Raw genomic sequence first — 14,465 nt, 5'->3', positions numbered from 1 at the left:
AGCGGTCGCCCGTCAGGTGTCCAGCTTGGCCATTTCCGGCGCAACCTGTGCAGGGTGAAGGCATTGAGTTAATCAGCTGTGCCGTTTCGGGAGGGATCGATGGTCTGGTGGTGGTGGATACTGCCTGCGGCCGTGGCCGTATTGGGCGGGCTGTGGCTGATTTCCAGCCTGGTCGGCCTGTTCAAGGGACGGATTCTGAGCGGCCTGTTCGGAACCGCGGGCGGTGGCCTGCTGCTCGCCGCGGCGACGACGGCGGCCCTGCTGGCTCAGAACGCCCAGACCTATGCGCGGCTGACCTATGAGCGACCGGTAGCGACCATCACCAGCCGCCAACTGGCCCCCCAGTATTTCGAGGTCACCGTGACCCAGCCCGCCGAAGGCGAGCGCGCCGAGCGCACGGCGGTCTATCCGGTGCATGGCGACGAATGGCGCATGGAGGCCCAGGTCCTGCGATGGAAGCCGTGGGCCAACGTCCTGGGGCTGGACAGCCAGTATCGGCTGGATCGGCTGTCAGGCCGTTACCAGACCATCGAGCAGGAGCGGACCGGCGCGCGCAGCGTCCACGCCCTGTCCAGCGACGCCGCCGATCCGGACGGCCTGCCCTGGTCGCTTTCCGTTTGGGATACGGCCCGCAAGTATCGCCGCTACGTCGATGCGGTGGACACCCTGTACGGATCGGGCGCCTATATGCCGATGACCGACGGCGGCGCTTATGAGGTCTGGATCACCCAGTCGGGCTTGATCGCCCGTCCCACCAACGCCCAGGCGCGAGAGGCCTCAGCCGGTGGCTGGGTGGTCGCGAACTGATCCACTCGTGACGCGGCGCAGCATCGCGATTGATGGCACCCGTCGAAATCCCTATATGAGCCGCCTGCGAGCGGGGGCCAATCGCCCCGCGTCACGACTGGACCGCACTCCCCATGCTGGTCACCCTGATGAAGGCCAAGCTTCACCGTGCGACGGTGACCCAGGCCGACCTGGATTACGAAGGCTCCATCGCCATCGACGGCGATCTGCTGGATGCCGCCGGCATCTTTCCGCACGAGCAGGTCGATGTGCTGAACATCACCAACGGCGCCCGCTTCACGACCTATGCGATCGAGGCCCCGCGCGGGTCCAAGGTCGTCGGCGTGAACGGCGCGGCGGCACGACTGGTGCAGAAGAACGACAAGGTGATCGTGGTCACCTATGGCCAGCTGCCGTCCGAGGAAGCTCGCCAGTGGTCACCGACCGTCGTGCTGCTGGACGACGGCAACCGCATCAAGACGGCCGCCTAGATCGGCTGGAGCGGAGCCGAGGCCCAGGCCTGGACGATTTTCTGGATCCGGTCGGGGTCAGCATCGAACGCCACGGCGCCGATCGCGGTGATCGGGCAAGCCGGAGTGGCGCTGTTGCACAGGAAGGCCCCGTCGAAGCCATCCAGGTCGCCGACCCGGACGGGTTGAGCCCGCTGATCCAAACCCACGCCGTCGAGTCCCGCCTGGATCAGGGCCTGGGCCACGCCGGGGAGCATGTCGGCCTGAGGCCAAACCACCGTGTCTCCCTTCAAGAAGCCGACGTTCCACAGGCTGCCTTCCGAAACCAGGCCGTCCGCGTCAGCGAACAGGGCGTCGTCGAAACCCGCGTCCAACGCCAGCCGCCGGGCGCGGATCAGGGGAAAGGTCGCCGTGTGCTTGATGTGGGCGGCGTCGCGGCCATAGGTCTGAACCTGGACCCGGACGCTGTCGGCCAGCGGTGGCGGAGGCGGCGAGACCGTCGTCATGACCTTGGGCCGGACCCGACCGGAGGGCAGACGCGCCCAGATCTCGGGCGAGAAGACGCTGATCCGAAGCCAGGCGTCACGCCGATCGTCGAGGGCGGTGCGTATGAAATCCCGCAGCCGGCCCGTCTCGACCGCCGCCCCGAACAGTTCCTCGGCGTTGGCGACCAGCCGGGCCAGATGGCGGTCGAGACCACGCACCCCGCCCGCCTCAACACGGAAGGAAGTGTAGGCCCCGTAGTTGACCAGGGCCTGATAGCGGAGATCGTCCTCCGTAGCGGGCAAGCCGTCGATGAGGATCACGGCCTCTCTCCCGGAAGGATCAGGCCTCGCCGTCACCCTCACCCTCGACCTCGGGCTCGTCGCCGCCGCTGTCCGCCAGGCGTTCGACCGAGACGACCTTCTCGCCCTCCGCCGTGCGGAAGATGGTGACGCCTTGGGACGCGCGGCCGACGATACGGACTTGACCCACGCGCGTGCGGATCATCTGGCCGTTCGAGGTGACCAGCAGCAGGTCGTCGGTCTCCTCGACCGGGAAGGCGGCGGCGAGGCGCGTGCCGGCGCGGCCGCCCAGGCCGTGGGCCGTCAGCCCCTGCCCGCCCCGGCCGGTGCGGCGGTATTCGTAGGCGGAGGACCGCTTGCCGAAGCCGGTGTCGGTGACCGTCAGGATGAACTGTTCGGCCGCGCCGAGCTCTGCGATCCTTTCGACCGACAGTGCGGCATCGCCCGAGCCTTCGGCCTCATCGTCGGCTTCGACCACGGCCGTGTCGTCCTCGCCGTCGGTAGCGCGGCGCATGGCGTTGGCGTGTTTGACATAGGCCGAGCGTTCCTCGGGCGTGGCGTCGACCCGGCCGAGAATGGCCATGGAGATGACGGCGTCGTCGCCCTGAAGGCGGACGCCGCGCACGCCGGTCGAATCGCGGCCCTTGAAGACGCGCACGTCGTCGGCCTTGAAGCGGATCGCGCGACCGCCGGCCGTGGTCAGCAGGACGTCGTCCTCGGCCGTGCACAGGGCCACGCCGACCATGTGGTCGCCGTCCTCCAGCTTCATGGCGATCTTGCCGGCACGGTTGACCGTGGCGAAGTCCGACAGCTTGTTGCGGCGCACGTCGCCCGAACGGGTGGCGAACATGATGTCGTAGTCGCCCCAGGTCGCCTCGTCCTCGGGCAGGGGCAGGACGTTCATGATCGAGTCGCCCGGCTCGATCGGCAGCAGGTTGACGAAGGCCTTGCCGCGCGAGGTCGGCGCGCCCAGCGGCAGGCGCCAGACCTTCAGCTTGTAGGCCTTGCCGTTGGTGGCGAAGAACAGGACCGGCGTATGGGTCGAGGCGGAGAAGACGCCGACGATGGCGTCCTCGTCCTTCATCGTCATGCCGGACTTGCCCTTGCCGCCGCGATGCTGGGTCCGATAGGCGTTGAGCGCCACCCGTTTGACGTAGCCGCCATGGGTCACGGTCACGACCATGTCCTCGCGCGGGATCAGGTCCTCGTCTTCCAGCTCGAAGTCACCCTCGCCGATGACGGTGCGGCGCGGCACGGCGAACTCGGATTTCACCGCGAGCAGATCCTCGCGGATGATGGCCAGGATGTTGGCCCGGTCCGACAGGATGGTCAGGTGACCCTGGATGGTGTCGGCCAGGCCCCGCGCCTCGCCGAAGATGTCGTCGCGGCCGAGACCCGTCAGGCGCGACAGGGTCAGGGCCAGGATGGCGCGGGCCTGTTCGTCGGTCAGGTTCAGCTTGTCGCCGTCGATCAGCACGCTGCGCGGATCGGCGATCAGCTCGACCAGGGCGATCATGTCGCCGACGGGCCAGGACTGGGCCTGCAGTCGCTCGCGCGCCTCGGCCGGATCGGCCGAGGAGCGGATGATGTGGATGACGTCGTCGATATTGGCCACGGCGACGGCGAGACCGACCAGGACGTGGCCGCGGTCTCGGGCCTTGGCCAGTTCGAACTTGGTGCGGCGGACCACGACCTCTTCGCGGAAGTCGAGGAACACCTCGACCAGCTTCCGTAGGCCCATCTGCTCGGGCCGGCCGTGGTTCAGCGCCAGCATATTGACGCCGAACGAGGACTGCATGGCGGTGTAGCGCCACAGCTGGTTCAGGATCACGTCGCCGGACGCGTCGCGCTTCAGCTCGATGACGATGCGCATGCCCGAGCGATCGGACTCGTCGCGGACGTCGGAGATGCCCTCCAGACGCTTTTCGCGGACCATTTCGGCGATGCGTTCGATCAGGGTCTGTTTGTTGACCTGGAACGGGAGTTCGGTGACGACGATGGCCTCGCGGTCCTTGCGGATGGTCTCGATGGAGGCGACGCCGCGCACGACGACGGAACCCCTGCCCTCGCGCAGGGCGTTCCTCGGCGCGGTCCGGCCCAGGATCTCGCCGCCTGTCGGGAAGTCGGGACCGGGCACCAGGTCCAGCAGGGCGTCGTCCGAGATGTCCGGATCGTCCAGCAGGGCCACGCAGGCGTCGATCACCTCGCCCAGGTTGTGGGGCGGAATGTTGGTCGCCATGCCGACGGCGATGCCGCCCGCGCCGTTGACCAGCAGGTTCGGGATCCGGGCCGGAAGGACGACCGGCTCCAGTTCCTTTTCGTCGTAGTTCGGCTGGAAATCGACCGTGTCCTTGTCGATGTCGGCCAACAGGGCCGTGGCCGCCGGGGCCATCCGGGCCTCAGTGTACCGCATGGAGGCCGGCATATCGCCGTCGACCGAGCCGAAATTGCCCTGGCCGTCGACCAGCATCAGCCCCATCGAGAACGGCTGGGCCATGCGGACCAGGGCCATATAGACCGAGGCGTCGCCGTGAGGGTGCAACCGGCCCAGCACGTCGCCGACCACGCGGGCGCACTTTGAGTACGACCGGTCCGGCGTCATGTTCAGATCGTGCATCGAATACAGGATGCGACGGTGGACGGGCTTCAGGCCGTCGCGCGCGTCCGGCAGGGCGCGGCTGACGATCACGCTCATGGCGTAGTCGAGGTAGGAGCGTTTCAGCTCGTCCTCGATCGTGATCACGGAGATGTCGCCCGAATCATAGGGGCCGGAGCCGCCTCCGCTGGCAGGCGGCAGGGCGTCGTCGATGGGTTCGTCAGTCAAGGAAATCGGGGCTCAGTCAGACGGAATCGGAACGTGATCCTCTGTCACGTTTTCTAGCATCCGGGGGCCTGTTAGGCAAAGTTTCGCGCCGTCGTTCGATGGCCCCGCGCCCCTCCGTAGAAGGATGAAACCATGCGCTCCGTGACGCCGACCGCCGCCCTCCTCGCCGCCCTCGCCCTGACGCCTCTGGCCGCATGCGCCAGCATGGCCCCCGGTGCCCAGATGATGCGCGCGACGCCCGGTGATTTCGGCGAGGCGACCCTGATCAACGGCACGGGCGCGCGGGTCGGACGGGCGGTGTTCCGACAGGGCGCGACGGGCCTGTTGATCCGAATCGAGGCGACCGGCCTGACCCCCGGCTGGCACGGGGTTCATATCCACGCGGTGGGCGAATGCGCCGCGCCCTTCACCTCGGCCGGTGCCCATGTGAACCACGGCGAGCCCGCCGCACGCCACGGCCTGCTGAATGCCATGGGTCCCGACGACGGCGACCTGCCCAACATCCACGCGGCCCCGGACGGGAGCGTCAACGCCGAGGTCTTCACCACCCGCGCCCGCATCGCCGACGCCGGCCCGGGCCAGTGGCTGTGGGACGCGGACGGCTCGGCCATCGTGATCCACGCCAATGCCGACGACCACACCAGCCAGCCGATCGGCGGCGCCGGCGACCGGGTGGCCTGCGGGGTCATGGCCGCAGGCTGATCGGACCGCTCAAGCCTTGGCGGCACCGGCCCTGAGGCCGCGCTCCGCCAGGGCCACCACGCCGACACCGCCCATGGTCAAGGCGGCGCCGGTCAGGATCTGGACGGTGAGGACGTCACCCAGAAAGCCCCAGCCTATGGCGATGGACACCACGGGGGTGGCCAGGAAATAGGGCGTCACCCGCCCGGCCTCGCGCCTCTGCACCAGCCAGAAGACCAGGGTCGTGGCGCAGACCGAGGACACCAAACCGGCCCACAGCACCGTCCACCAGACCAGTGGCGTCGCCTCCCGAAGCGCCTCGACCTGCCCCGTCTCGAAGACGGCCGAGCCGAAGGCCAAGGTCGGAAGGGTGACCAGCGCGAGCAGGCCCTGCATCTTCAGGGGCGGGATGGAGGTGGTGCGGCGGGCGATGACCGTCGTCATGGCCCAGGCGGCGCTGGCCCCGATCACGACGAGGATCGCGGCCCAATCCTGCAGGGCATGGGGGTCCGCCGCCATCCAGGCGACGCCGACGAGGGCGATGACAAGTCCCAGCAGGGCCGCGCGCGACAGGCGCTCGCCCAGCAGCAGGAAGGCGAAAAGGGCCGTGAACGGGATCCACAGCTGGGCGGCGACCGAGGCCGGGCTGACATCGTCGGCCAGCCAGAAGCCGACATAGATCAGGCCGTAATGGAGGGGGCCGCCGATCAGGACGATCAGGGCCAGGCTCTTCCAGTTCGGAAACGGTGGCCGGACGAACGGAACGAGGCACAGCGCCGCGATGAGAAAACGCAGGGCGCCCGTCAGCAGCGGCGGCAGGGTTTCCGTCGCCACCTTGGCGGCGGCGTTGTTGGCGCCCCAGATCACCACGATCGCGGCGATGGCGCCGATCTCCAGCAGGGTCAGCGGACTGTGGGGCTTGTCGGGGACGGTGGGCACGGGCGGGTCATGGCACAGCCCGCCTAGCATGGCGCGTCACACTGGGTGACAGGGCGTTTCCATTGACATGTACAGGTCTGGAGCTGAAGATGTACGCATGATCGAAGTCACCGCCACCGACCTCAGGAAGGATCTCTTTCGAATTCTTGATCGAATGGTTGAGACTGGCGAGGTTCTGCGCGTGCGTCGCAAGGGCGGCAGCGTGCTGAGCGTCACAGCCCGTTGGGTTGACGACGACGCGGTCGCCCAACACCAGCGCAAAGTCGAAGCCGGCCTCGTGCGGGGCGTTCGCGAAGACTGGGCGGACTACGACGCCGGCGACATCACCGACGGCCGACACATCGAGTGGAAGCCCGAGGACAACTGATCCTGGCCGTCCACCTTGATACGAATGTTCTGCTATGGCTGTCGCAGGGCCGATTAAGGAGCCTTGGAGAAAAGGCTTGTCGGCTCGCGGTCCGTCAGCCTTGGGTCATTTCTCCGATGGTCGTTCTGGAGCTTGAGATCCTGCACGAAATTGGACGGATCAAAGCCGGACCCGACCAGGTTCTCGCGGCAACTCGGGAGTACGGGACGCTTCGCGTTTCGGACTTGCCGCTCTCGGATGTCGTCAGAGAGGCGTGCGACCTGTCTTGGACCCGAGATCCTATCGACCGCCTCGTCACGGCTCACGCCATTGCTGACGGAACCAAGTTGCTGACGGCCGACAAGACGATCCTGACTCACTTCGCCGACGCCGTCTGGGACTGACGCCTAGAACGGGATGTCGTCGTTCAGATCATAGCTTTCCTTGGGCCCGCTCGGCTTGTTCGCGCCACCGGTCTGGAAGCCGGAAGCGTAGTCGTCGTCGCTGGAGCGACCACCGCCGGCGTTGTCGTTGCGCCCGCCGAGCAAGGTCAGCTGGCCATTGAAGCGGCCGACGACGATCTCGGTCGTGTATTTCTCGACACCCTGCTGGTCGGTCCATTTGCGGGTCTGGAGCTGGCCCTCGATATAGACCGTGGTGCCCTTCTTCACATAGTTCTCGACCACCTTGACGATGTTGTCGTTGAAGATGGCAACCCGGTGCCACTCGGTCTTTTCCTTCTTCTCGCCCGAGGATTTGTCGCGCCAGGTCTCGGACGTGGCGATCGACAGGTTGGCGATGCGATCGCCGTTGGGGGTGGACCGGATTTCGGGATCGCGGCCCAGATTGCCGACCAGGATGACCTTGTTGACGCTGCCCGCCATGACGCTCGTTCTCTCTTCAGGGAATTCAGGCCCGAGGGCCCCGCTGTGAAATCGTTAACAGATGTTCTGGTTGTGTTCCAGTCCGGCCGGCGTCAGTTCCCCGGCGCGCCCGGGAAGGAGGGAGCCTCCGCCTCGGTGACGACGCCCAGGACGTCGATGTCGCTCTGGATGGCACCCGGCATGGCCAGGCGGCCGTCGCCGGTCCGCGCCAGGGCGAAGAACCGCGCGCCGTCCAGCGACCGGCTGAACGAGACGCCGCGCGCGTCCACGAAGATGAACTGCCCCTGGAAGGCGCCCGTGACCTCGCGCGTCGTTCCGCCCAGTCGGAGGAAGCGCAGACGCATCTCTTCCAGGCGCGCGGCGCAGAACTCGATCTGGGGCTGGTCGCGGGCGACCACGTTGAAGGCGATCTGGCCGTCCGGTCGGGTCATCGCATAGCAGACGCCAGGCTCACGCGGGGCCTGGACCTGTTCCGCGCAGGCCGACAGACCGGCGAGGGCGACGACCCCCGCGAGGGTTCCGCGACGGACCATCAGCGCAGGCTCGGGAACTGACATCCGCGATCCTGATCGGCCAGAACGCGGAAGCGGGTGTTGTCGTTCGACTGTTCGACCCGGCGCGGGACCAGCCGAAGGGTCAGATTGCCGTGGCGCCCGTACTGGGCCTCGCCCGGCCGCACGCAGGTGCCGGCGTAGAGCGCCTGAACGCATTCATTCAGGCTGAGGCCGCCGGACAGCTGGCGCCACTCCGAGCCCACATAGCGCAGACAGGGCGCGCCGCCGGTCCGCTGCGCGCGAGCGGGCGGGGACTGCCGCGTATCCGTCCCCCCGGTGGTGTCGACGGGCTCGGGGTTGCCGTCGCCGACGTCGGTCGCGGGCAGCGCCGGCGGCGGGGCGAAGGAGGCCGTCGGCGCGGCCGCGAGGTTGCCGCTGGCGTCGAGACCCACATCCAGGCCGTCCGTCGCCAGCCCGTTCCGTTCCGCGCAGTTCGCCAGGGTCGCCATGCCGACGAACTGGCCGTCGACGAAGCATCGCAGTTCACGAGAGGGCTGGAGCTCCGGCGCGTCCGCCACATCGACCGTCAGGCCGGTGGTCGTGTCCGGCTCCTCGGTCGAGGCCTTCCTGTCTTCGCCACCGCCGCCCATGAACAGGAGCGCCAGGACCACAGCGGCGAGGATCGCCAGGCCCGCGCCGACAGCCAGGATCACGCGGTTGTCGTTGGGAAGTTGCATGAAGCGGGCTCGACAGGAGTTTCGGGCTCAATAACCCCGCGCGGGGTCGCCCCGTCAACCGCGAAGCCGCCTCTTCGCCCGGCACAAGGTGCCCGCTGCTCGGCAAATCCTGCCGCAGACGCTCTGGCCCGGCACAATTTGCCGGGTGAAAAGCATGGTTAAGGCAAGGTACCGAAGTTTTTTCAATGACTTCGATGGTGCGCTGGAAAGCCCGGTCGTGGCGCGGGCATTGCTTCGAACCCGTCGGGCAAAATGCCCCCGACGGTCAAAATGACGGTCGGACACCTTGAAACAAGGACTTTCGTCATGGCGCTGAACAGCGTGAACACGAACTCGGGCGCCCTTATCGCCCTGCAGAACCTCCAGGCCACGAACAAGGAACTGGACACCGTCCAGTCCCGGATCAACACGGGCAAGAAGGTCAACTCCGCCAAGGACAACGGCGCCATCTGGGCCATCGCCCAGGGCCAGCGCGGTGAGATCTCGGCGCTGAACGCCGTCAAGGACAGCCTGGATCGCGGCACCTCCGCCGTGGACGTCAGCCTGGCCGCCGGCGAATCGGTCTCGGACCTGCTCCTGCAACTGAAGGAAAAGGCCCTGGCCGCCACGGACGCTTCGCTGACGACCGCTGCCCGCAGTGCTCTGAACGAAGACTTCAAGGCCATCCGCGACCAGATCACCACGGTGGTCACCAACGCCAGCTTCAACGGCGTCAACCTGCTGAACGGTTCCAACACCGCCGGCTATCGCGCCCTGGCGAACACGACCGGCTCGACGATCACCGTCAATGACGAGGATCTGCGTCTGGGCGGGACCATCAACACGGTCGCCGCAACCACCACCATCGGCACCTCGACGCTGGCGACCACGGCCCTGGGCCTGGTCAACGCTTCGATCGACCGCGTCTCGGCGTCCCTGGCTCGCCTGGGCACCGGTGCCAAGTCGCTGGAAACCCACCGCTCCTTCGTCGGCAAGCTCTCCGACGCTCTGGAAAACGGCGTGGGCAACCTGGTCGACGCGGATCTGGCCAAGGAAAGCGCGCGACTGCAGTCGCTGCAGACCAAGCAACAGCTGGGTGTGCAGGCTCTGTCGATCGCCAACTCCTCGACCTCGATCCTGCTCGGCCTGTTCCGATAACCGAAATGGAAGGGCGGGGCTTCGGTCCCGCCCGACCGTTCCCAGGGAACGCCGCAAAGGCGGCGTGAGGAGCCATGGACACCAATGCGAACAAGATAGCGATCGTCCCGACTTCCGTGCCCGCCGCATCGGCCGCGACGGCCGGTGGAGACTTCAACCAGGGACGCCCCTCGAAGGACGCCGAACTCGCCGCCAGGTATCGCCTGATCATCGAGGAAGGTCCGACCATCGGGAGCTATGTCTACAAGACCCTGGACAGCGCGACCGGTGAGGTCGTCCGTCAGTTCCCCCGCGAAGAGGTGCTGAGGCTGTCCCAGAACGGAGGCTATGCCGCCGGAGCCCTGATCGACACCAACGCCTGATCGCGGCGTTCGGACCCCAGCCTTCTGACCCGCGCGGGCCCGCCCGACGCGGCGAGACCGCGTTAACCATACGCTCATGGTTAACGCCTAGCGTCCGAGAGAGAATCCGGGGCTAGAAGACCTATGAGCAACAGCGTTCACACCAATGCGTCCGCCGCCATCGCGCTGCAGAACCTGGCGCGAACCAATGAGAACCTCTCTGGCGTGCAGAGCCGTATCTCGACCGGACTGAAGGTCCAGGGCGCCAAGGACAACGCCGCCATCTGGGCCATCGCCCAGCAGCAGCGGGCCGACACCAGCGCCCTTTCGGCCGTGCGCCAGAGCCTGGATCGCGCGACATCGATCGCGGACGTGGCGCTCGCGGCCGGCGAATCGATCTCGGACCTGCTGAACCAGCTCAAGGAAAAGGTGGTCGCGGCCAAGGACACCTCGCTCAAGACGCAGTCTCGCGAACTGCTGGACGCAGACTTCAAGGCCCTGCTGCGCGCCATCTCGTCGGCGGTCGAGAACGCCGCGTTCGACGGTGGCAACATCCTGGACGGCTCGCTGACCAACGGCCTGAAGTTCCTGGCCAACGCGGACGCGACATCGTTCATCACCCTGTCGTCCAAGGATCTGTCGCTCAGTGGATCGATCATCTCGCTGGGTCTGGCGGACAGCCTGCTGACGGTCACCGGAGCGACGACGGCGCTCAACAAGCTGGACGACTCGATCACGGCCCTGAACAAGTCGCTGGGCGACATCGGGGCCCAGGCCAAGCAGATCGCGGCGCACACGACCTTCGTCTCCAAGTTGACCGATACGCTGGAGGCCGGAATCGGCAATCTGGTGGACGCCGACCTCGCCAAGGAAAGCGCGCGACTACAGGCCCTGCAGGTACAGCAGCAGCTGGGCGCTCAGGCCCTGTCGATCGCCAACCAGTCGCCGCAGATCATCCTGTCGCTGTTCCAGTAAACGCCTAGCGCCAGCGAGGGCTCTGGCTTCCGATCAGGACCGGGGCGGGGCGGCGCCGCGTGGTCTGGGGCCGTGGCGCGAGGCCATACAGCGCGAGCAGGGACTGAAGAATCGACGTCGGGAAGATCATGATCTCGCTCCTGTCTGGCGAGAGCAGAACACGATTCGTCCGATATCGTTCCTCACCCGGACGTTAAGGCCCCGTTGAGCCCGCAGGTCCATGGTTCCGACCGGAGGAGTCCGTGACCGTCAACAACGGCTATCTGTTGGGATTGTTCGGGGGGACCTATGACCCCACGACCTCGGCCGCCTTCACCTCGGCCATCACGCGCCAGCGCCAGCCGACCGCGCCATGGAGCACCCAGGCGCAGGCCACCGCCCCTGCCCCGGACGCCCTGGTGCGCGGGGCCCTGGGCGGGCGCAAGTTCATCAACGAGGACGCCGCGCCCGTCGATGTGCGCGGTGCCTCGGCCGATTACGCCAAGCTGTTCGCCCTGTACCGGGGCCTGGAGACGCTGAACGCCCTGACCAACCGGGCCTCGGTCAAGGGCCTTGGCAACACCGACCTGGGCCTGGTCCAGAAGCGTTTCGCGAGCGGCCTGGCCGAAATCAGCGCCTATGTCGGCAAGACCGAACTGGAAGGGTTGCGGCTGGTTCAGGGCACATCCTCGTCCCTGTCCAAGACGACCGCCGCCGTGCCCCGCGACAGCGCCAACTCCGTCACCGGGCCGGTCCATGAGGGATCGCTGGACACGCCTGTCGCGGCCTTCGCCGGCGACACCCGGTTCTCGATCACCATCCGCGTGCCGCAGGGGCTGGGCAGCGCGACCACGACGGTTCCGATCGATCTGGCCGACCTGGGCGCGACGCCCCGGACGATGGACGCGGTCCTGACCCACATCAACGGCAAGCTGGAGGCGGGCGGGTTCCAGACCCGGATCGGGCGCGACCAGATCAAGGCCGAGGCCCGGACGGTCCAGGTCAACGGCAAGCCCGTGACCCTGCCGGCCGGCCCGGACCGCTGGGCCCTGGCGATCCGGGGCACATCCACCGAGACGGTCGGGTTCGCGGCCGCCGACCGGTCGGACGCCGTCTATGTGGTGCAAGGGTCGGGCACGGCCGGCGTCAACCAGCTGCTCAAGTTCCAGTCCGACGGCGGCACGGCCCCCGCCCCCACCGGCGGCAACGTCGGCGAGACCCAGTGGGTCGACGGGCGTCTGTCACAGGAGAAGCTGCCCGAGGGTCTCGCCGCCGTCAGGGCCAGCGCCGTGGGGCCGGACGGGTCTCTGTGGCTGGTGGCCGACGTCACCTCCGGCGGCGAGCACCAGCCGATCAAAGGCGTCCAGGACGTGGCGCTGATGAAGTACGACACCGCCGGGCGACTGGTGGCCACGCGGACCCTGGGCGCGGCGTCGACGGCCAGCGGATACGCCATCGCGATCGACGCCAGCGGCAATGTCGCCGTCGCGGGATCGGTGACGGGCGCGCTCAACACCAAGACGACCGACGCGGGCAAGACCGGGGACCTCGCCACCGTCGCCGACAGTTTCGTCACCGTGTTCAACGGCGACGGCGAGGAGCAGTGGACCCAGAGGCGCGGGGCCCGGGCCGAGGACCAGGCGACCAGCGTGGCCTTTGGGCCCGACGGCGTCGTCTACATCGGCGGGCGCGCGAAATCAGCGGTGCCGGGGGCCGCTTCGGTCGGCGGGTGGGACGGCTATGTCCAGGCCTTCAAGGCGGGCGAGCCCTATCCGACAGCCGGTATCGTCTCGGCCGCCGTGGGCCAGAGCCAGTTCGGCACCGCGGGCGAGGACGGCGTCGACGCCGTGACCGTCGATGGCTCGAACCTCTACACAGCCGGGATCGAGGACGGCCGGGCCGTGGTGCGGCGCTTCACCCTGGATTCGGTCGGCATCCCGACCCTGGCCTCCACGCGCGATCTGGGCCCGATCTCCGGCACGATCGAAGGCGTGTCGGTGGCGGACGGACGCGTCATCCTGACGGGCACGAGCCGGGACAGCGGACTGGCGGCGGGCACCACAACGGTGGCCCACTCCGGTGGAACCGACATCTTCACCGCCGCCCTGTCCGCCGATCTGACGGCGGCCGGATCGGACCGGCTGACCTGGTATGGCGGCGCGGGCCAGGACACGGCGGCCGACGTCAAGGTCCACGACGGCAAGGTGTGGATCACGGGCATCGCGGATCGGCCCGAGGGCGCGAAACCCGAGGATCCGACGCGCGGCTTCCTGGCCCGGATCAATCCGTTGACGGGGGCTGTGGAATACGAGCGGACCTGGTCGGGCGAGAACGATCAGGCCAAGCCCTTGACCCTGGCGGTCGCGACGGGCGGTGCCTCTGTGCTGGACCGGCTGGGCCTGCCCCAGGGCGAGATCGACCAGTCGGACTCCAAACGCCTGATCGACGCGACCTCTCTGCGGGTCGGGGACCGGTTCTACATAGCGTCCGCGGACGGCGGCCGGGCCCAGGCCGTGACGATCGACGCCAAGGACACGCTGGCCACGCTGGCGCGCAAGATCAGCATCGCCTCCAACGGCAGGCTGAAGGTCACGGTGGCGTCGGAAGGCGGGGCGGTCACCGGCAAGGACGGCGAGACGACGACGACCACCGGCGGCTACCAGAGGCTGTCCATCACGGCCAAGGACGGCGTGACCGGCGCCGTGCTGACCTCGGGCGAGACGGGGCGAGACGCCCTGCTGGGGCTGGGGCTGTCGCCCGGCTTCATCGGCCAGACATCGGGCGACGACGTCGTGCGGACCTTCGGCCTGAACCTGCCGTCGGGACTGACGCTGAACGACGACACCGCGATCAAGGCCGCCGGCGAGAAGATTCAGGGGGCGCTCAAGGCCATCCGCGACGCCTATCGCGCCCTGGCCCCGGAGACGACGACCAGCGCGGCGAACGGCCCGGTCCCGGCCTATCTGACCAACCAGATTTCCAACTACCAGGCCGCCCTGGCGCGACTGACGGGCTAAGGCTCAGCGGGGGCGCGCGGCGTCCTGTGCAAGACGCTCGGCCATGAGGGTTTCGACCGCCAACCGTCGC

General features: G+C 67.9%; 15 protein-coding genes. 9 read left to right on the top strand and 6 right to left on the bottom strand.

Annotated features, from left to right (window positions below):
* The first annotated feature begins 99 nt into the window (after positions 1-99).
* Entirely contained in the window at positions 100-807 is a 708-nt protein-coding gene (locus ABN401_RS10145) for a hypothetical protein (RefSeq protein ID WP_349684725.1), read from the top strand.
* A gap of 113 nt (positions 808-920) precedes the next feature.
* Positions 921-1,277, top strand: a complete 357-nt coding sequence (gene panD / locus ABN401_RS10140) for an aspartate 1-decarboxylase (RefSeq protein ID WP_349684724.1) — start codon at positions 921-923, stop codon at positions 1,275-1,277.
* Here panD and ABN401_RS10135 read toward each other — a convergent pair.
* Positions 1,274-2,062: an aminotransferase class IV gene (locus ABN401_RS10135; RefSeq protein WP_349684723.1), complete on the bottom strand. Its 789-nt coding sequence runs from the start codon at positions 2,060-2,062 to the stop codon at positions 1,274-1,276. The genes panD and ABN401_RS10135 overlap by 4 nt on opposite strands.
* A 19-nt stretch (positions 2,063-2,081) precedes the next feature.
* On the bottom strand, positions 2,082-4,838 hold the full coding sequence (gyrA, locus tag ABN401_RS10130; protein WP_349684751.1) for a DNA gyrase subunit A: 2,757 nt from the start codon (positions 4,836-4,838) through the stop codon (positions 2,082-2,084).
* A gap of 159 nt (positions 4,839-4,997) precedes the next feature.
* Here gyrA and ABN401_RS10125 point away from each other — a divergent pair, with 159 nt between their 5' ends.
* Positions 4,998-5,567, top strand: coding sequence for a superoxide dismutase family protein (locus ABN401_RS10125; RefSeq protein WP_349684722.1), 570 nt, complete (start codon positions 4,998-5,000; stop codon positions 5,565-5,567).
* 9 nt (positions 5,568-5,576) lie between these two features.
* Here ABN401_RS10125 and ABN401_RS10120 read toward each other — a convergent pair whose 3' ends face one another.
* On the bottom strand, positions 5,577-6,485 hold the full coding sequence (locus ABN401_RS10120; RefSeq protein ID WP_432763548.1) for a DMT family transporter: 909 nt from the start codon (positions 6,483-6,485) through the stop codon (positions 5,577-5,579).
* Positions 6,486-6,582: 97 nt separating this feature from the next.
* Between ABN401_RS10120 and ABN401_RS10115 the strand changes: the two genes are divergently transcribed.
* Together ABN401_RS10115 and ABN401_RS10110 are read left to right on the top strand one after the other, a co-directional pair.
* On the top strand, positions 6,583-6,852 hold the full coding sequence (locus ABN401_RS10115; RefSeq protein ID WP_349684720.1) for a type II toxin-antitoxin system Phd/YefM family antitoxin: 270 nt from the start codon (positions 6,583-6,585) through the stop codon (positions 6,850-6,852).
* On the top strand, positions 6,831-7,235 hold the full coding sequence (locus ABN401_RS10110) for a type II toxin-antitoxin system VapC family toxin (protein WP_349684719.1): 405 nt from the start codon (positions 6,831-6,833) through the stop codon (positions 7,233-7,235). The genes ABN401_RS10115 and ABN401_RS10110 overlap by 22 nt, the downstream gene beginning before the upstream one ends.
* A 3-nt stretch (positions 7,236-7,238) precedes the next feature.
* On the opposite strand, the gene ssb is transcribed toward ABN401_RS10110, so the two are convergent.
* The 3 genes from ssb to ABN401_RS10095 all read right to left on the bottom strand — a co-directional run bounded on the left by ssb (position 7,239) and on the right by ABN401_RS10095 (position 8,946).
* Positions 7,239-7,715: a single-stranded DNA-binding protein gene (ssb, locus tag ABN401_RS10105; protein ID WP_349684718.1), complete on the bottom strand. Its 477-nt coding sequence runs from the start codon at positions 7,713-7,715 to the stop codon at positions 7,239-7,241.
* Positions 7,716-7,807: 92 nt separating this feature from the next.
* A complete protein-coding gene (locus ABN401_RS10100; protein ID WP_349684717.1) occupies positions 7,808-8,272 on the bottom strand; it encodes a hypothetical protein in 465 nt (154 codons plus the stop codon).
* Positions 8,248-8,946: a hypothetical protein gene (locus ABN401_RS10095; RefSeq protein ID WP_349684716.1), complete on the bottom strand. Its 699-nt coding sequence runs from the start codon at positions 8,944-8,946 to the stop codon at positions 8,248-8,250. Before ABN401_RS10095 ends, ABN401_RS10100 begins: the two co-directional genes overlap by 25 nt.
* A 306-nt stretch (positions 8,947-9,252) precedes the next feature.
* Between ABN401_RS10095 and ABN401_RS10090 the strand changes: the two genes are divergently transcribed.
* The 4 genes from ABN401_RS10090 to ABN401_RS10075 all read left to right on the top strand — a co-directional run bounded on the left by ABN401_RS10090 (position 9,253) and on the right by ABN401_RS10075 (position 14,395).
* Positions 9,253-10,083, top strand: a complete 831-nt coding sequence (locus ABN401_RS10090; protein ID WP_349684715.1) for a flagellin — start codon at positions 9,253-9,255, stop codon at positions 10,081-10,083.
* A gap of 74 nt (positions 10,084-10,157) precedes the next feature.
* Entirely contained in the window at positions 10,158-10,445 is a 288-nt protein-coding gene (locus ABN401_RS10085; RefSeq protein WP_349684714.1) for a flagellar protein FlaG, read from the top strand.
* Positions 10,446-10,568: 123 nt separating this feature from the next.
* Positions 10,569-11,399 (top strand): flagellin, encoded by an 831-nt coding sequence (locus tag ABN401_RS10080; protein ID WP_349684713.1) that lies wholly within the window; start codon positions 10,569-10,571, stop codon positions 11,397-11,399.
* A gap of 242 nt (positions 11,400-11,641) precedes the next feature.
* Positions 11,642-14,395 (top strand): NHL repeat-containing protein, encoded by a 2,754-nt coding sequence (locus ABN401_RS10075; RefSeq protein WP_349684712.1) that lies wholly within the window; start codon positions 11,642-11,644, stop codon positions 14,393-14,395.
* Positions 14,396-14,465: the final 70 nt, after the last annotated feature.

The organism is Brevundimonas aurifodinae (genome assembly GCF_040195595.1).
GTDB classification, from domain to species: Bacteria; Pseudomonadota; Alphaproteobacteria; order Caulobacterales; family Caulobacteraceae; genus Brevundimonas; species Brevundimonas aurifodinae.
Note: the sequence above shows the minus strand (reverse complement) of the source record. Positions and strands in the feature narration are given on the sequence as shown.